Below are 15,867 nucleotides of genomic sequence, written 5' to 3'. Positions count from 1 at the left end.
AGGACAGAGTCGACTTAGTTAGCTGGAATGGTCACCAGGTCTGCCAGCGACTTCTCTGTTGCATCTTTCCGCGGCCGCGAGAGGTAGAAGTCGGCGTACAAATATCCCGCGCTCTCCATGTCGGCTGGGTCGACGCCCCGCGCCGCCAGCTCCGCCATTGCCCACTCCCGTTCGGTATCGTCGATAAAACGCCGCTGCCGAACCGCCTGGTCCGCCTTCTCGGTAACGAGCCCGTACTGCGCGAGCACGTCTGAAATCGGCTCATAGTCGTACGTCCGAAGGCAGAACGCGGCAACCCAGGGCGGGGCTTCGGTGCAGGTGAGTAGCCGCTCAAACGTCCGCTCGGTGACATAGCCAATGCCACCCGTGGTCGTGATGAGATCAACCTCCGACATCTTCTTGGCCAATTCTGACGACGGCTCTGTCGCCTCCAGGTTCTCGACAAAGGCATCGTCGAGCGCACCGACTGCTACACCGTGCCGGGCAGCATTTTCGGCGACGTCCAACCCGATGACGTGCGGAGCGTCTGGCCGGGCCCGCTGGCCCAGAAATTCGTTCTCGGCGCGGCGCACCTGGTCCACGGTACGCCCGTCGTCACTGGCACCCTGGTAGTACGTGTACACGTCGTCCAGCTCAAGATCGGTCTTGGTGAGCACCCCAACGATGCCGTAGGAACAGCACACGTCGAGCACGGTGGGACGATAGCCGTCGCCCCATGGCTGAGCATCGATCAGCTGGTTGAATACCGTAGCCCCATGCTGCGGGATCTCGTATTTCAACCGTCGCAGGTTAGCGTAATACGCGCACGGCGTCTCCTGGTTGTAGATTCCACTGAAGTTGGCCTTACCGGACTCGTCGGTCAACGCTTTGACTCCCTTTACTCCGGATGCAAACTCAGGGCCCAAACACAGCCTCCGACCTGCGGCGGCCGGAGGCAACGGGTGCTACACCAGTAGGATATGGTGAATTTGTAGATTAGCCAAGCCGGCAAAACAGACAACCTACTCCAGCCACGGGGGCTGCGTAGTGCGCTGATCCCGCGAGATCGCAGGCAGGGAACGGGAGGAGCACGAGTACGCCGCACTGTGTTGCTGATTGTGATCGGGTGACAGTGACGCGCTGCAGTACTCTCCGGCGTCACTGTCCGGCGCTCTTTCCACCGGGCGAAACCGCGGACGTACGGACGCCCGGCGCCCCGAGGCGCGGCCACGACGTGCGGACGCCCAGCGCCCCGAGGCGCGGCCACTCGGTGCCGCTGGTGTTCTAACTCGCCGAGTCTAAAAGCGTGTTGATCCTGGCAACCGCGTTCGCGACACCATCCTCGGCCGCGAGGCTCCTGCCCAGACTGGCCGCGGTGGCCCGGATGTCGGCGTTGGTGGTGACCGTACGGATCGCGGTCGCCAGCCGCTGCGGGGTGAGCTTCCGCTGCGGTAAGGGCGCACTACCCGCGCCGAGCGCGAAGACCTGCCGACCCCAGACGAATTGGTCCAGGAGGAACGGGCAGACCACCGAGGGTTTGCCAGCGCGTAGCGCCGCCGCGGTGGTGCCGGCCCCGCCGTGGTGCACAACGGCGGACATCTGCGGAAAGAGCCAGTCGTGTGGGGCCTGCGTGAGGTGCCAGATTCTGTCTGACGATTCGGTCTCCGCCAGACCACCCCAGCCGGCGGCGATGATGCCCCGGACGCCGGCCCGGCGCAGCGCCTCGCTGACGAGACTGGCGAGTCGGCGCGGGTCACGCCCGGCCATGCTGCCGAAACCGACGTACACCGGTGGGTCACCAGCCGCTATGAAGTCGACCAGGTCGGCCGGGGGCTGCCAGTGGGCGGCGTCGTCAAGGAACCAGTAGCCGGTGAGGTGCGCGTGCCCGGGCCAGTCGGCGGGGCGCGGCAGGACGTGCTCGCTGATGCCGTGCAGCACCGGGATCGGCCGCCCGTCGGGGAGCCGGGTGGTCAGCGCGGCACCGCTGGTCTTCGCGAGTCCGAGCGTATCGCGACGAAACGTGTTCACCATGCCGTCGTACATTCGATATCCGGCACCGGCCAGGCGGTAGGTCAGTCGGTTGTACCAACGGCCGAGCGGCAGTTGGGGCAGCCCGACGAGGGGGAAGTCACCGGTCGGTACGGCGACCGGCACCGGCAGCGCCAGCACTACGGGCACGTCTAGCTTCTCGGCGATGTGCGGACCGGCCAGCACCTTGGGGTGATAGATGACCAGATCCGGCTTGGCCTGCCGGGCTACCGTCCAGGCGTCGGAGAGCAGCCTCCGGTTGATCGGATTCGCCTGACGGGCCAGCTTGATGTTGGTCTTGACTGCGCCGAGCACCCCGGTGGCGTCTTCCATCGCGGCCCGACCCGCTGCCGAGTCCAACAGCAGCAGGATGTCGTCGCTGAGCTGGCCGTACGCCAAACCTTGATCGGTGACGAACGACTGGAACCGGGCGCAGGTGGCCAGGGTGACGTCATGACCGGCCAACTGGAGGCCCTTACCGAGGGCCACGTACGGCTGGACATCCCCGCGAGACCCCACGGTGATCACCAGGATTCGCATCCTAACTGTCCTTTCGTGCTTGTCGGCGAAACTCCTCCATCAGGGCCGGTGTGCGCTCGACCATGAAGCTGTAGAAGTCGCGGGTATGCCGTAGCCGGCTGGCCTCAGGTGCCGCCGCGTCGCCGAGCAGGTCGATCCCGCGCTGCATCAGATCGATGAAAGCCCGCATCCTCTCAGTTGGGTCGATGGCGCGGGCGAAGGCGTCCGGATGCATCTCATACGCGTGTCCCCGGCCCTGGCTCGGCACCCGTCGAACCAGGCCGGACTGTTCCAGCACCCGCATGCCAGTGGACACCGAAGCCTTGGACAGCCCCATCGCCTCGCACAACTGCGCGGTGGTCTGTTTCGGCGGTTCGCAGATGAGCAGCCAGCCCAGCAACTTGCCGAAGGCGGGGGTGGTGCCCATCTGAGCCAGGACGACGCCGACCTCCTCGGCGTACCGCCGGCCAGCCTCCGGGTCCATAAACTCCCCTTCCTGACGCAAAAGTCTCGAACGTTCAGAACTTTCTAAACGAAAATATTAAGCCTTGACCGGAAACCAGACCAGAGCGAAATACGAAAATTTCCACTACGGATACATCCACGATGGAGATGTTGACGGTCCGCCCCGTCACCTGAGCTCCGTAAAGCACTTGAGATCGAGCACCTCGCAATGCTCCACCGGCGAGCATCAGCCGGTATGGTCCGGGCTTATGGGACAGGAGATGATCGATCCCGTCGATGTCCGGCAGGATTTCGCACGGTTCTCGCTCCGCAGCTCGCTCCTCGTTCCCGCCTCGGCGCAGCAGGCATTTGAGGTTTTCACTGGCGCGATAACGGACTGGTGGGTCATGGAGTACACCTGGTCCGGTCCCGGCCTACTAACCACGCTGGGGATGGAACCACGGGCCGGCGGGATGCTGTACGAAATCGGCCCGCACGGCTTCCGCAACGACTGGGGCCGAGTACTGACCTGGGCCCCGCCCCGCCGACTCGTCTTCACCTGGCAAATCGGGGCAGACCGCGTCCCAGCACCCGATCCGGCCCAGGCCAGCGAGGTCGAGGCGCTCTTCCGGCCCGACCCGTCGGGGCAGACCCGGGTAGAGGTGGAACACCGACACTTCGATCGGCATGGCCCGGCAGCGGAGGGCTACCGCCGGGCGCTGACCACTGGCTGGTCCGAACTCCTCGCTCGCTACGCGAGCGTAGTCTCGCAGCGGGCCGTCGATTAGGACACTAACTTGACCATTCCCGCCGCTATTGCAACACCTTGTATCACCAACTACCTGCGGATAGCGATACAACCCGGGCCCCAGGCGCGGGCAGGGCGAGCTACTCGCAGCGCAATCTTCACCTGAGGAAGGACTGCGATGCTGATCTCACGCGCCACGCGAGCTGCCGCCCTGGCCGCCTGCGCGACGTTTCTGCTCGCCAGCAGCGCCTGCGGAACCGACGAATCGGACGAACCCACTGCTACCTCGGTGCGCCTCTACGGCACCGACGGCAATATGCTCAATTCCTTTCCCACCGAATTGGGGGACCGGGCCGACCTAGTCGATGGGATGAAGGGCACCACACCGCTGACCCCGCTGCCGGCGGACTTCAAGGACCGGTTGCGGTCAATCGACCCCGACCTGACCAGCTTCGTCTATGCGGCAGAGGCCTACGATGCGGTGCTGATCAGCGCGCTCGCCGCGCAGCTCGCCGGCACCACTGATCCGGCAGCTGTGGCAGCACAGATCATCGGAGTCACCAACGGTGGCCAGCGGTGTGAGACCGCCGTGGCCTGCCTCGCGCTGGCCCGAGACGGGCGGAACATCGAGTACCGCAGTGTCTCGATCACCCGAAGTGGGTTCACTGCAGCCGGCGAGCCCTCCACCGCCAGCTACGCCACCCTGCACTTCGATGGGACGCAGATCAACGACGCCAAGACGGAGTTCGTCGGTGCGGGCTCCGAGTCCACCGCGAGCAGTGCGCCCCCACCGGGCGCCGGGGCGGCCGAACAGAACGACGACGCCCCGCTGGTCCTGGGCGGCCTGCTGCCACAGACCGGTGACCTCGCGCTGTCCAATCCGCCCCTCGCCGCCGGCGCTGCCCTCGCAATCCAGGAGATCAACGCCGCCGGTGGCGTCCTTGGCGCCCCGGTAACCTGGATCGACGGCGATGATGGCACCAATCCGGCGGTCGCCAAGGCGACCGTGGCGAGCCATGCCGCCGCCGGCGTCCACGTCATCATCGGTGCCGGAGCGTCGGGAATCTCCCGGGCGGTGCTACCCGACGTGGTGCAGGCCGGACTGGTGCTGTTCTCCCCGTCAAACACCGCCGCGAGCCTCACCGACCTGAACGACGAGGGCCGCTACTTCCGAACCGCGCCACCCGACAGTTTGCAGGGCCGGGCGCTGGCCGACGTCATCCTCCGGGATGGCCCGCAGCAGATCGCCATCGTGGCCCGGCAGGACTCGTACGGTGCGGGCCTACAGGAGATCGTCCGGTCCGAGCTGGAACGGGCTGGCCTCGGCGCGGACCAGCTCAACCTGAGCACCTATCAGCCACCGGAAGACGCCGAGGCGGCACCGGTCGACTTCACGTCCGTGGTCCGCGAGATCAAGGAGTCGGGGGCCGACGCTGTCCTGATCATCGGATTCAGTGAGTCAGCCGGGCTGATCCGGGCCCTCACCGACGCAGGGGTGCCGCTGCACCACTGAGCCACAATCGGGTGCTGGCCAGACCGGAGGCACGGTGCGGCCCGCACCGGAACATGGCGCGGGCCACCAGCCGTCTACGCACCTCTCACCGCTGCCGACATCACCCGGTTCAGGACCGGCGCCGTCGCTCGAGAAAGTCGGTCATTCGCCGGTGCTTCTCCTCGTCTTCGAAGAGCACCGCCTGACTGACCAGATCCAGGTGGGGGTGCGCGGCGGCGGGAGCGTCCACGGCCAGCTTGGTCAGCCGCAACGCGAGCGCGGAGCCCTTCGCCACCTCGTCGAGCAGGGTATGCGCTGCCGGCAGCAGCTCGGCGGGCTCGGCGACCACCTGGTTGACCAGACCGATCCGCAGGGCCTCTGCAGCGTCCACCCGCCGGCCGGTGAAGAGCAGTTCCTTCGCCCGCGCCTCGCCGACCAGCGCCGGTAACCGGTGCGTCGCCCCCGCCCCGGCCAGGATGCCGAGCCGCACCTCGGGCTGTCCGAAGACAGCACGCGAGGTACACACCCGTAGGTCGCCGGCGTACGCCAGCTCGGCCCCGCCACCCAAGGCCGGCCCATCGACGGCTACCACGGTCGGCATCGGCAGCGCCCTGATCCGGGCGAAGACAGCTGAGTTGATCGCGGCGAGGGCATCCAGCCGGCCGCGCTCGCGGAGCTGCCCGATATCGGCACCCCCGGCGAAGATGCCTTCAGCGCCTCCGGTGAGCAGCAGCAGCCGTGGCCGGGCTTCCAGTTCGGCGCAGAGTTCGTGGAGCGCGTGGACGAGGTCAACGTCGATGGCGTTGCGCTTCTCTGGGCGGTCCAGCATCGCCACCACCCGATCGGCCTGTTCGTCGATCCGCAGGCCCTTCACGCCTTCACCCCGTTCTCCCATCGGTAGAAGCCCTGGCCGGACTTCTTGCCGAGGTGTCCGGCGGCAACCATCTCGACCAACAGCGGCGGCGGCGCAAACCGCTCCCCGTACGCGGCCGCCAGGGTACGGGCGATGTCAAGCCGCACGTCCAGCCCGACCAGGTCGGTTAGCTCCAAGGGCCCCACCGGATGCCGGTAGCCAAGCACCATCGCCTTGTCGATGTCGGCTGGCTCCGCCACCTTGTCGGCGACCATGCGAATCGCCTCCAGTCCGAGCGTCACCCCCAGCCGGGAGGTGGCGAAGCCGGGCAGGTCACGTACGACGACCGGATCCTTGCCCAGCCGGGCGGCGAGTGCAACCGCCGCGTCCGTGCTCTGCGGTGCGGTCCCTGGGCCGACCACGACCTCGAGCAGCGTCATTGCCCAGACCGGGTTGAAGAAGTGCAGGCCGAGGAAGCGGTCCGGGCGGGTCAGCCCCTTGGCCAGCTCGGCGATCGAGATGCTGGAGGTGTTGCTGGCCAACAGCGCCGGGCTCAGGTTCTCGGCGTCGCACAGCACGGAGCGCTTCAGGTCAGCCCGCTCCGGGACCGCCTCGACCACGACCTCCGGGCCAGCGCTGACCTCGGTAAGGGCTCGCCGAACAGTCACCCGGGATCGGTTGGCGTCGGCCTGCTCAACCGTCATCCGACCGCGGCCGACTGCCCGGTCCCACAGCTCACCGAGGCGCACGGCGGCGGCTTCGCCCCGGGCCGAATCGACCTCGACCAGATCCACGTCATAGCCGGCACCGGCGGCCACGTACGCGATCCCGAGGCCCATCGTGCCGGCCCCGATCACGACCCAACGGTCACCCATGGTGCCTCCTCCCTTCGGGGATGACTGGTGTCACCCGCATGTCCCGCCTACCCGTGTCGCTCGTCCCCGCGACCCTATTGGTTGGGAGGCGTCGCGCGGCAGCCCGGCATCGGGCAGAGGGAAGCTCCCAGATGGACATCGCCGCGGCAGCGTCCCGGCCTGCTCTGCGACGCACGGCACGCCGGTCCGGCTTACTGCCCGGTCAACCGGCTGCGGGGTCGTATTCTGGCGGCGTGACCACGCTGGACCGACTCGCGACCGAGAAGTACATCCTGCTCACGACCTTCCGCAAGGACGGCCGTGCGGTGCCGACCCCGGTCTGGGCGGTCCGTGACGGCGACGCGCTCGTAGTGTGGACCGTTGCCAACTCCGGCAAGGTAAAGCGGATCCGGCGCAGCGGCGATGTAACCATCGCTCCCTGCGATGTCCGAGGTCGACCGCACGGTCCGGCGGTGCCTGGTTTCGCCGCGCTCGCCGACTCGGCGGGCACCCGGCGGGTCCGCGGCCTGATCAAGGAGAAGTACCGGGTACTCGGCCGGTTGACCCTGCTGGGGAGCCGGTTACGCCGGGGCGAGCAGGGCACGGTGGGGATTCGGGTCACGCTCAAGGACTGAGCCGCATTCGCACCTCGAAGGAGACGCCCAGTCTGAGCCGCGTTCGCCAGTCTGAGCCGCGTTCGCCCATCGAAATGCCGTAGGGCGGTGGACAGATTGTCCACCGCCCTACACACATTGTCCGTTGCTTCGCACTCGGTCAGTCCCCCTGGCGCTGCTGTGGGATCTGCCCCTGCAACAGCGCCCTGACCTCCGACTCCCGGTATCTGCGGTGCCCGCCAAGGGTCCGAATCGCACTTAGCTTGCCGGCCTTAGCCCAACGGGTCACCGTTTTCGGGTCGACACGGAACATCGACGCCACCTCGGCCGGCGTGAGCAGCGGCTCCGGTTCGTGCGTTCGCGATGCCATGGGTCACTCCTCCACATGTATAGACATCGGCCGGGGTCCCGCCGGCCGACGCGTCTCCCATGGTCCGGCTAGTCCCCGATGTCCGACATGGGCCGAACGGCCGAACGTCCCTAGACGGACGGATGAACCATGACCGAATTATTCGGCTTTATTGTGACAGGAGGTGCCTTATCTACTCTCATGATCACGGATCGTGATGTGTCAAACGCGAATGGTCCCCCGACTGGCGAGAGGGAATCGACTGTTTGGGCGTCAGTTCCACCGCTCGAGCAACTGCACCGCACGCCACCGCGTTACCAGCTTGTCGTAAGCTGCGGACGCCTCCTCCGCCTCACCTCGAGACAGCCCGGCCAGGCCGGCGGCGACCAACTCCGGCGAGTCGTCCGCCGCGAGGGTCTCGTCGGAGAGCAGCGACACCAGACCGCCGTAGTCCAGTTCCACCACCGACCGTGGATGAAACTCCTCCAGCCAGCGCGCGGCCTCCTCCACCGCCTCGGTGATCGGCGCGGCACCAACCGACTTCCGCAACACGGCAAGGGCCCGCGACGAGCGACGGCGGGCCTTGGAAATCTCCGTCCGGTACCGCAGCGCCCGCCGGCCGGGCTCGGTGACCTGGTGCCGCTCCGCCGGCTCGAAGAGAACAAACCACCGCAGTGGCACCCCCCAGGTGGCGATCTGCTCGTGCACCCGGGGAACGCCGTGCTCCAGGACCCGCGCCCCGCTACGCCAGTCGTCAACCACCGCCTTGGCCTTCCCAGCGAGCACCGGCGGCACAAATGCGTCTGCCAACACCGGGGGTACGCCGTCGCGGGCGTTCAGTGCCGCCTCGGCGACTCGGATGCGCAGATTCCACGGGCAGACCAGCAAGGCGTCGTCGGCCTCCAGGACGTACGCCTCGTCCGGCAGGTTCGGCAGCCGCGTCCAACCCGCTCCGAGCGCCTCGATCACCGACGTGAGCTGCCGGCCGGGCCCCTCCACCGGGGCCACCGCCCGTCCCTGCTCGACGTAGCTCCGCCAGTACGCCTGGCGGTCACGGTCGAAGGCGGTCAACGGTTCGTACACGCGCAGGTATGCGGCGAAGAGCGAGGGCACGGCGCGATCCTCCCATGAGTCGGATGCGAATCCCTGGTGGCACCGTTTCGCGTGCGCTCCGGAGAGTCGCCGAGCAGCTGGTCCCGCCGTACGGACGCACACTCCGGTGACGACGGAGACGATGTCGGCCGATACTAGGCTCAGCGGCACCGGCAGCATCCCGCCGGCGTCCGCAGGTCCGCGGCCCACAAGGCCGCACACCACACCAGGAGTGAGTCATGGGCGTATTCGCTACCACCGACGACCCCGGGTCGGTCGGCCACGAGCAGGTCCTGTTCTGCCAGGACAAACAGTCCGGCCTTCGGGCGATCATCGGCATCTACTCCACGGCGCTGGGGCCCGCGCTCGGCGGCACCCGGTTCTACCCGTACGCGAGCGAGGAGGCTGCCCTCTCCGACGTCCTCGACCTCTCTCGCGGCATGGCGTACAAGAACGCCCTCGCCGGACTGGACCTGGGCGGCGGTAAAGCCGTCATCTGGGGGGATCCCGAACAGCTCAAGAGCGAGGCGCTGCTGCGCGCCTACGGCCGCTTCGTGGCCACCCTGGGCGGCCGGTACTACACCGCCTGCGACGTTGGTACCTACGTGGCCGACATGGACGTGGTGGCCCGGGAGACCCGATTCGTGACCGGCCGAAGCCGTGAGCACGGGGGCGCCGGCGACTCCTCGATCCTCACCGCCTGGGGCGTGTTCCAGGGCATGCGCGCCGCAGCCGAGCACGCCTGGGGCACGCCGACGCTCCGCGGACGACGAGTCGGCGTAGCCGGCCTGGGCAAGGTCGGTAAGTACCTGGTCGGCCACCTCTTGGACGACGGCGCCGAGGTCGTGGCGACCGACGTGAATCCACGGGCCCTGGCCTGGGCGCGGACGAATCATCCGCAGGTGACGCTGATGGATGACGCCACCGCACTGACCGCTTCCGACATTGACGTGTACGCCCCGTGTGCGCTGGGGGGCACGCTCAACGACGACACCGTCCCGGCGCTGCGGGCGAAGGTGGTCGCCGGGGCGGCGAACAACCAACTCGCCCACCCGGGCATCGAAAAGCTCCTCGCCGATCGGGGCATCCTGTACGCGCCCGACTACGTGGTCAACGCCGGTGGCGTGATCCAGGTGGCCGACGAGATCGAGGGCTTCAACTTCGAACGCGCCAAGCTACGGGCAACCAAGATCTACGACACCACCCGGGAGATTTTGGGGCTCGCCGATGCCGAGGGGGTGCCACCCGCGGTGGCCGCGGACCGGCTGGCCGAGCGACGGATGGCTGAGGTGGGCCGGCTGCGGACCATTCTGCTGCCCTGATCACGTCCCGGGGGCGGACCAGGCTGGTTCCGCCCCTGGGCCGCCACAACGACGCGGCGCAGTTAAGCTGGATTCACGGTGATTCGCCTGCTGTTAGGGGCGCTCCCCGGATTGGCCCTTACCGAGTACACTGGGTGACGACCGGCCCGCCGCGACGCGCGGAGCCGGGCGACGGTAACCCGAGGTGCCGAACGATGGCATCTCCATGTACCGTAAGAGCCACGAGAGATGCCTGACGTCATCGGGGCCCGCCTTCGGGCTGCCCCGCATTCTGTGCGAGGGGGTCGAGCCATGGGGCGCGGCCGAGCTAAGGCCAAGCAGACAAAGGTGGCCCGGGAGTTGAAGTACCACTCCCCGAACACCGACCTCGCCGCCTTGCAACGCGAACTCGGCGGCAGCCACAAGTCGGACCACGACTTCGACGACGACTACAAAGAGTATGTCGACGACGATGACGAGGACCACGTGGACGACGACCCGGACAACCGGGCTCGTCCAAACCGCTGACCCCTGGTCGCAACTGAGCACGCGGTCGATCCGCGTGCTCATGTCTGTGCCCATCGGTCAGCGGTCCCCGACGGAGGCAGGGCGGGTATCGGAGTACTGGCAGTGGCTCCGAAACCCGCCCTGTTCGGCAGGGGGCGCCGACGCGTGGATGGCTCGGCGTAACCAAGCAGCTCGGCGTAGCCAGTCAGCTCAGCGTGGACGGTTGTTCCAGTTGTAGAACGTCGGGATGTTCTCGAAGTGGTTCCAGGCGCAGACCGCGCTGGAGGTGCCGTCTCCCGCCGCCTCCGCCCGTAGGTGGCGGGCCGCCTCGGCCTCACGAAGCAACGTGGTGAGGTCGGTGCCAGCGGCGCGGACCCGATCAACCACGTCGTCCGAGACAGCGCCCACCGTACGCTCAGCTTGCCGGGGACCGGTGTTCTCGGGCATGCTCCAACACTCCCTCCAGTAGGCGGATCTTGCTGTTACGGCAATGCTCGGTCTCCGTACCGTCGAAGCGTCCCTGCTCGAAGTAACGATTGGCTGCGTGTCCACCGCCGCAGAAGCCGAAGTAGGAACACGATGCCCGGCAAGCCTCTACCCCAGCGAGGAACTCCCCGACCCAGGGGGTCTCCGCGGCCTCGGCCAGGATCTCTGCCAGCGGAGTGACCAGCACGTTGCCGCTGCTGAAGTCGCCGTATCGGGGGTTGGCGAAGCCGGCCAGTTCGGGCGAGAGCACGGTCACCGAACCGTCGTGACCAACCGTGGGGATCGGATCCAGCCGGCGGGGCAGCAGCTGCTCCTCGACGCCGTCCAACACCGCCGCGGCGTACCGCAGGGACCACTCGATCTCCCGCAGGTGGATACGGGGGTTCCGGCGCCAGGCCGCCACCAGCTCTGACCAGAAGGCGGTCACCGCAGCCGCGTCGTGGCGGTTGGCCCGCGTATTGACACCCTCGGTCTCCTCGATGTTCACGCCCAACACGTCCGGACCGAGATCGAGGAAGTAGTCGTACAGTTCGCGGGCGAGACCCGGCTCGGGGCGTCCCACCACGGCCAACGCCGAAAACGGCAGCCCATGCCGACGCAGCGCCTCGACGCCCCGCATGATGTGGGCGTACGCGGGACGCCCGCCCCGGGTGACCCGATCGGCGTTGCGCTCCCGCGGCCCGTCCACGCTGATACTCACCCGGACCCGATGCTCCGCGAAGAACCGACACCAGGCGTCGTCGATCAGCGTCGCGTTGGTCTGGACGTGATGCTCGACCTCCGGCCCGAACGGAGCAATCAGCGCGGCGAGCAGCTCCTGCCCGGCGGCGAGCGGCTCACCACCATGCCACACCACGGAGAATCGTCCGGCTCGCGCCCACGGATTGACCGATCCGGCGACTGCCTCCGCCACGCCGACCGACATTCGCCGATCGGCGTGGCGGAACGGGAGATAGCAGTACTCGCAGTCGAGATTGCAGAGCGTGGTGGGCTGCATAACCACATAAGCTGGGACGGCGGCCAAGCCGCGCATCCCACCGGTCGACTGCCCCCGTACTGCCATCGCCCTCCTCTGCCAGGCCTGGGCGCTTTACCGACACCCCGACGTGCCCGGCGACGTTGAGGGTGCTCCTCAGGCTAGGCGGAGTCGGCCACCCGGGTGAAGCCCTGGTCGGCGGTCCGGGGCACCGAAGCGATCAACCACGGGTGTGCTGCCCGACCATCTGCACGTTGCCGGTACCTTCGATAATCTCGCCAACCTGCCACGCGTCCACGCCGCGGCCGGTGAGGGTGGCCAGCGCGCGGTCGGCGTCCTCGGCGGAGACGATCGCGAACATACCGACGCCCATGTTGAACGTCGCTTCCATCTCCGGGGCTTCAATCCGCCCCTTGGACTGCACCAGGTCGAAGATCGGCTGCGGCTTCCAGGTAGCGCGATCGACCACCGCGTCCACGTGCTCCGGCAGGACCCGGACCAGGTTCCCCGGGATACCGCCCCCGGTCACGTGGGCGAATACCCGGACCTCCGCCTCAGCGATCAACTTCAGACAGTCCTGCGCATAGATCTTGGTCGGGGTCAGCAGCTCCTCGCCGAGGGTGCGTTGCCGGCCAAAGTCCTCGATGACCACGTCCAGCCGCATTCGGCCGGCGCCCAACAGCACGTGCCGGACCAGGGAAAATCCGTTCGAGTGTAGGCCAGACGCGCGCATCGCGATCACGACGTCGCCGACCTCCACCCGCTCGGAGCTGAGGATTTCGCTCTCCTCCACCACTCCCACGCCGGTGGCCGAGATGTCGTACTCATCCGGCCGGAGGACACCAGGGTGCTCGGCGGTCTCCCCACCCAGCAGGGCGCAACCGGCGTAACGGCAGCCATCGGCGATGCCGGCGCCGATCTCGGCCACCCGGTCCGGGACGACCTCACCGGTGGCGATGTAGTCGAGCAGGAACAGCGGCTCGGCACCGCACGCCACCAGGTCGTCCACGACCATGGCGACCAGGTCGATGCCGACCGTGTCGTGAATGCCGAGCTGCTGCGCGATCACCAGCTTCGTGCCGACCCCATCGGTGGAGGAGGCCAGAATCGGGTTCTTGTACTTCTTCGTGTCCAGCCGGAACAGACCGGCAAAGCCACCCAGATCGCCCATAACCTCCGGCCGTCGAGTCTGCTTCACCTTCGACTTAAGCAGCTCAACGGCACGGTCGCCCGCCTCAATCGAGACACCGGCATCCAGGTATGAGGCCGAACGTTTGCGCACCGGACGCCCGGTGGCGGTGGTCCAGGGCTGGCGGTCGCCGCCGGCACCGGTCTGGCTACTTCCTGCGCCGCTGCGCTCGGACACGTGCGTCACGCTTCTCCCCTTAGATGGTCCTGGTGCGAACCGGCGATGGCCGGGCCGCACCCGGGTGGTGCTACCGGATGTGGTTTGTCGGCTCTTCCGGGTCGGGGCGCGGCACCCGCGCCGAGCTGAACGCGTCGTAACCGCTGTGGGCGGCGACGAACGGAGTGGCGTGCGGTTCAGAGGACTCGGCGGCAACCCGCCGACCAACCCCCTCGAGCACGTGCTTGCCGATCAAGCTGTCGGCGGGCAGTCCGATGGGATACTCACCGTCGAAGCACGCCCGGCAGAGCCGGCTCTTCGGTTGCTCGGTGGCCGCGATCAGACCGCTGAGCGACACGTAGCCAAGCGTGTCGGCGCCGATCGACCGCCGGATGCCCTCGTTGTCCAGGCCGTTGGCGAGCAGCTCGGCGCGGGTCGCGAAGTCGATGCCGTAGAAGCATGGCCAGGCGACCGGCGGTGAAGAGATCCGAACGTGCACCTCCAGCGCGCCGGCCTCGCGCAGCATTCGCACAATGGCCCGCTGGGTGTTGCCGCGGACGATGGAGTCATCCACGACGACCAGCCGCTTGCCCCGTACGTTCTCTCGCAGCGGGTTGAGCTTGAGCCGAATACCGAGCTGCCGCAGCGTCTGCGACGGCTGGATGAAGGTGCGTCCGACGTACGGATTCTTCATCAGACCGGCCCCGAAGGTAATGCCGGACTCCGCCGCATAGCCGATCGCGGCGGGGGTGCCCGATTCGGGCACGGGGATCACCAGATCGGCCTCCACCTGGTGCTCCCGAGCGAGCTGACGGCCAATCTGTACGCGACCCGCGTGCACGTTCCGGCCGGCGATCGTGGCGTCCGGACGGGCGATATAGACGTATTCGAAGAGGCAGCCCTTCGGCTCCGGCGCGGCGAAGCGGGCAGAACGCAGCCCGTCCTCGTCGATGGCGATCAGCTCACCCGGCTCGACCTCGCGGACCACGCTGGCACCGACGATATCGAGCGCGGCCGTCTCACTGGCCACCACCCAGCCGCGCTCCAGCCGGCCCAACACCAGCGGACGGACCCCGTGCTGATCACGGGCCGCGTAGAGCGTCGACTCGTCCATGAAGACGAAGCTGAACGCTCCCCGTAGCTGCGGCAGCACCTCCAGCGCGGCGGCCTCCACCGAAAGGTCGGGCCGGCTGGCCAGCAGCATGGTCACCAGCGAGGTGTCGTTGGTGGCCCCGTCACCGGCCAAGGCCCGCTCGCCGGCCTCCCGCTGCAGCTCGGCCGTGTTGACCAAGTTGCCGTTGTGGGCCAGGGCGATTGTTGTGCCGGAGGCGGTGGAACGGATGGTCGGTTGGGCGTTCTCCCAGGTGGAGGCGCCGGTGGTCGAGTAACGCGCGTGGCCGATCGCCACGTGCCCACGCAGACTGGCCAAGGTCGGCTCGTCGAAGACCTGGGCGACCAGGCCAAGGTCCTTGTAGACCACCACGCCCGTGCCGTCACTGACTGCGATACCAGCCGCCTCCTGCCCTCGGTGCTGCAACGCGTACAGCCCGAAATAGGTCAGGTTGGCGACCTCCTCGCCGGGGGCCCAGACACCGAAGACGCCACAGGCGTCCTGGGGGCCGGGACGTTGGGGGTCAAGGTCGTGGCTCAACCGGCCATCGCCTCGGGGCACCTGCCGCTCCCTCTTGCTGGACTGGCCAGGCGAATCACGGGATCCGCTCCTCGGCCGGGACCGCTTGTCGTCGCTGACAGTGTACGCGAACCCCTACCTACACAGAAAGTCACGAAATCACTGCGTCCTGTAATACCCGAGCCGCTGCCACCTACTAAAGTGGCAGGTACGCGGCCAGGTCTGCCCGGACCCCACTAACCCGTACGTGACCCTCGGCGACCGCTTCGGCCCAAGAGACACGTCCCGTCGCCACCCGCAGCCAGGTCTCCGGGTCGGTCTCGACCACGTTCGCCGGGGTGCCCCGGGTGTGCCGGGGGCCCGGAACGCACTGCACTGCGCCATAGGGTGGGACCCGCACCTCCACCGAACGACCGGGTACCCGCTCCGCGAGCACGGACAACAGGTCACGGACCGCCGTCCGAAGTACCGGACGATCGGGGGTGCACTCCGCATCGAGCGCCGACAGCGCTGCCACAACGGCCGGCGTCCTAGCGTGCGAAGGGGTCACAGCGGGACGATACGGCGCGCGCGCGGATGCTCTCACACCGGCCCTGGGTCGCGCTGACCCGACTAGACAAGGCATAGTAGCCCACGGCGTATTCGTACCG

Annotated in this window: 17 protein-coding genes; 5 read left to right on the top strand and 12 right to left on the bottom strand. The window is 67.8% G+C overall.

The window, feature by feature from the left end; genetic code table 11:
• Nucleotides 1-14: 14 nt before the first annotated feature.
• The 3 genes from B116_RS0115275 to B116_RS0115265 form a co-directional block, all read right to left on the bottom strand.
• The gene (locus B116_RS0115275; RefSeq protein WP_018723735.1) at nt 15-863 is read right to left on the bottom strand and encodes a hypothetical protein; all 849 of its coding nucleotides are present in this window, start codon (nt 861-863) and stop codon (nt 15-17) included.
• Nucleotides 864-1,263: 400 nt separating this feature from the next.
• Nucleotides 1,264-2,547: a glycosyltransferase gene (locus B116_RS0115270; RefSeq protein WP_027660582.1), complete on the bottom strand. Its 1,284-nt coding sequence runs from the start codon at nt 2,545-2,547 to the stop codon at nt 1,264-1,266.
• A 1-nt stretch (nt 2,548) separates the two neighbouring features.
• Nucleotides 2,549-3,010 carry a GbsR/MarR family transcriptional regulator gene (locus B116_RS0115265; protein ID WP_027660581.1) on the bottom strand — a complete coding sequence of 154 codons (462 nt, stop codon included), beginning with the start codon at nt 3,008-3,010 and terminating at the stop codon, nt 2,549-2,551.
• Between the two features lie 229 nt (nt 3,011-3,239).
• Between B116_RS0115265 and B116_RS0115260 the strand changes: the two genes are divergently transcribed.
• Together B116_RS0115260 and B116_RS0115255 are read left to right on the top strand one after the other, a co-directional pair.
• Nucleotides 3,240-3,758, top strand: coding sequence for an SRPBCC family protein (locus B116_RS0115260; RefSeq protein ID WP_018723732.1), 519 nt, complete (start codon nt 3,240-3,242; stop codon nt 3,756-3,758).
• 138 nt (nt 3,759-3,896) lie between these two features.
• Nucleotides 3,897-5,231 carry an ABC transporter substrate-binding protein gene (locus B116_RS0115255; protein ID WP_027660580.1) on the top strand — a complete coding sequence of 445 codons (1,335 nt, stop codon included), beginning with the start codon at nt 3,897-3,899 and terminating at the stop codon, nt 5,229-5,231.
• Nucleotides 5,232-5,340: 109 nt separating this feature from the next.
• Here B116_RS0115255 and B116_RS0115250 read toward each other — a convergent pair whose 3' ends face one another.
• Together B116_RS0115250 and B116_RS0115245 are read right to left on the bottom strand one after the other, a co-directional pair.
• A complete protein-coding gene (locus B116_RS0115250) occupies nt 5,341-6,084 on the bottom strand; it encodes an enoyl-CoA hydratase/isomerase family protein (protein WP_018723730.1) in 744 nt (247 codons plus the stop codon).
• On the bottom strand, nt 6,081-6,938 hold the full coding sequence (locus tag B116_RS0115245; RefSeq protein WP_027660579.1) for a 3-hydroxyacyl-CoA dehydrogenase family protein: 858 nt from the start codon (nt 6,936-6,938) through the stop codon (nt 6,081-6,083). The genes B116_RS0115250 and B116_RS0115245 overlap by 4 nt, the downstream gene beginning before the upstream one ends.
• Before the next feature lie 233 nt (nt 6,939-7,171).
• On the opposite strand from B116_RS0115245, the gene B116_RS0115240 reads away from it, so the two are divergent.
• Nucleotides 7,172-7,552 (top strand): PPOX class F420-dependent oxidoreductase, encoded by a 381-nt coding sequence (locus B116_RS0115240; RefSeq protein ID WP_018723728.1) that lies wholly within the window; start codon nt 7,172-7,174, stop codon nt 7,550-7,552.
• A gap of 139 nt (nt 7,553-7,691) precedes the next feature.
• Here B116_RS0115240 and B116_RS0115235 read toward each other — a convergent pair whose 3' ends face one another.
• Both B116_RS0115235 and B116_RS0115230 read right to left on the bottom strand, forming a co-directional pair.
• Complete coding sequence (locus B116_RS0115235; RefSeq protein ID WP_007073996.1) at nt 7,692-7,901, bottom strand: BldC family transcriptional regulator; 210 nt, start codon at nt 7,899-7,901, stop codon at nt 7,692-7,694.
• A gap of 252 nt (nt 7,902-8,153) precedes the next feature.
• Nucleotides 8,154-8,993, bottom strand: a complete 840-nt coding sequence (locus B116_RS0115230; protein WP_027660578.1) for a hypothetical protein — start codon at nt 8,991-8,993, stop codon at nt 8,154-8,156.
• Nucleotides 8,994-9,211: 218 nt separating this feature from the next.
• On the opposite strand from B116_RS0115230, the gene B116_RS0115225 reads away from it, so the two are divergent.
• Both B116_RS0115225 and B116_RS0115220 read left to right on the top strand, forming a co-directional pair.
• Nucleotides 9,212-10,294, top strand: coding sequence for a Glu/Leu/Phe/Val dehydrogenase dimerization domain-containing protein (locus B116_RS0115225; protein ID WP_027660577.1), 1,083 nt, complete (start codon nt 9,212-9,214; stop codon nt 10,292-10,294).
• Between the two features lie 291 nt (nt 10,295-10,585).
• A complete protein-coding gene (locus B116_RS0115220) occupies nt 10,586-10,801 on the top strand; it encodes a DUF3073 domain-containing protein (RefSeq protein WP_011904080.1) in 216 nt (71 codons plus the stop codon).
• Between the two features lie 189 nt (nt 10,802-10,990).
• Here B116_RS0115220 and amcA read toward each other — a convergent pair whose 3' ends face one another.
• The 5 genes from amcA to B116_RS0115195 form a co-directional block, all read right to left on the bottom strand.
• Nucleotides 10,991-11,227, bottom strand: coding sequence for a multiple cyclophane-containing RiPP AmcA (gene amcA / locus B116_RS0115215; protein ID WP_018723724.1), 237 nt, complete (start codon nt 11,225-11,227; stop codon nt 10,991-10,993).
• Entirely contained in the window at nt 11,196-12,299 is a 1,104-nt protein-coding gene (gene amcB / locus B116_RS0115210) for a cyclophane-forming radical SAM peptide maturase AmcB (protein ID WP_317888966.1), read from the bottom strand. The genes amcA and amcB overlap by 32 nt, the downstream gene beginning before the upstream one ends.
• A 163-nt stretch (nt 12,300-12,462) precedes the next feature.
• Nucleotides 12,463-13,617 carry a phosphoribosylformylglycinamidine cyclo-ligase gene (gene purM, locus B116_RS0115205; protein ID WP_026321985.1) on the bottom strand — a complete coding sequence of 385 codons (1,155 nt, stop codon included), beginning with the start codon at nt 13,615-13,617 and terminating at the stop codon, nt 12,463-12,465.
• Between the two features lie 61 nt (nt 13,618-13,678).
• On the bottom strand, nt 13,679-15,259 hold the full coding sequence (gene purF / locus B116_RS0115200) for an amidophosphoribosyltransferase (RefSeq protein WP_027660575.1): 1,581 nt from the start codon (nt 15,257-15,259) through the stop codon (nt 13,679-13,681).
• Between the two features lie 154 nt (nt 15,260-15,413).
• Entirely contained in the window at nt 15,414-15,767 is a 354-nt protein-coding gene (locus tag B116_RS0115195; RefSeq protein WP_027660574.1) for a sterol carrier family protein, read from the bottom strand.
• Nucleotides 15,768-15,867: the final 100 nt, after the last annotated feature.

The sequence above is a fragment of the Salinispora fenicalii genome, from assembly GCF_000514815.1.
GTDB classification, from domain to species: domain Bacteria; phylum Actinomycetota; class Actinomycetes; order Mycobacteriales; family Micromonosporaceae; genus Micromonospora; species Micromonospora fenicalii.
The sequence above is the reverse complement of the archived record's forward strand: the minus strand, read 5'-3'. Positions and strand labels throughout refer to the sequence as shown.

Bases quoted from the DNA above. Each gene is read 5' to 3' on its own strand.
- B116_RS0115270 (WP_027660582.1), bottom strand. From the start codon at position 2,547: ATGCGAATCCTGGTGATCACCGTGGGGTCTCGCGGGGATGTCCAGCCG.
- B116_RS0115265 (WP_027660581.1), bottom strand. From the start codon at position 3,010: ATGGACCCGGAGGCTGGCCGGCGGTACGCCGAGGAGGTCGGCGTCGTC.
- B116_RS0115260 (WP_018723732.1), top strand. From the start codon at position 3,240: ATGGGACAGGAGATGATCGATCCCGTCGATGTCCGGCAGGATTTCGCA.
- B116_RS0115255 (WP_027660580.1), top strand. From the start codon at position 3,897: ATGCTGATCTCACGCGCCACGCGAGCTGCCGCCCTGGCCGCCTGCGCG.
- B116_RS0115245 (WP_027660579.1), bottom strand. From the start codon at position 6,938: ATGGGTGACCGTTGGGTCGTGATCGGGGCCGGCACGATGGGCCTCGGG.
- B116_RS0115235 (WP_007073996.1), bottom strand. From the start codon at position 7,901: ATGGCATCGCGAACGCACGAACCGGAGCCGCTGCTCACGCCGGCCGAG.
- B116_RS0115225 (WP_027660577.1), top strand. From the start codon at position 9,212: ATGGGCGTATTCGCTACCACCGACGACCCCGGGTCGGTCGGCCACGAG.
- B116_RS0115220 (WP_011904080.1), top strand. From the start codon at position 10,586: ATGGGGCGCGGCCGAGCTAAGGCCAAGCAGACAAAGGTGGCCCGGGAG.
- amcA (WP_018723724.1), bottom strand. From the start codon at position 11,227: ATGCCCGAGAACACCGGTCCCCGGCAAGCTGAGCGTACGGTGGGCGCT.
- amcB (WP_317888966.1), bottom strand. From the start codon at position 12,299: ATGCGCGGCTTGGCCGCCGTCCCAGCTTATGTGGTTATGCAGCCCACC.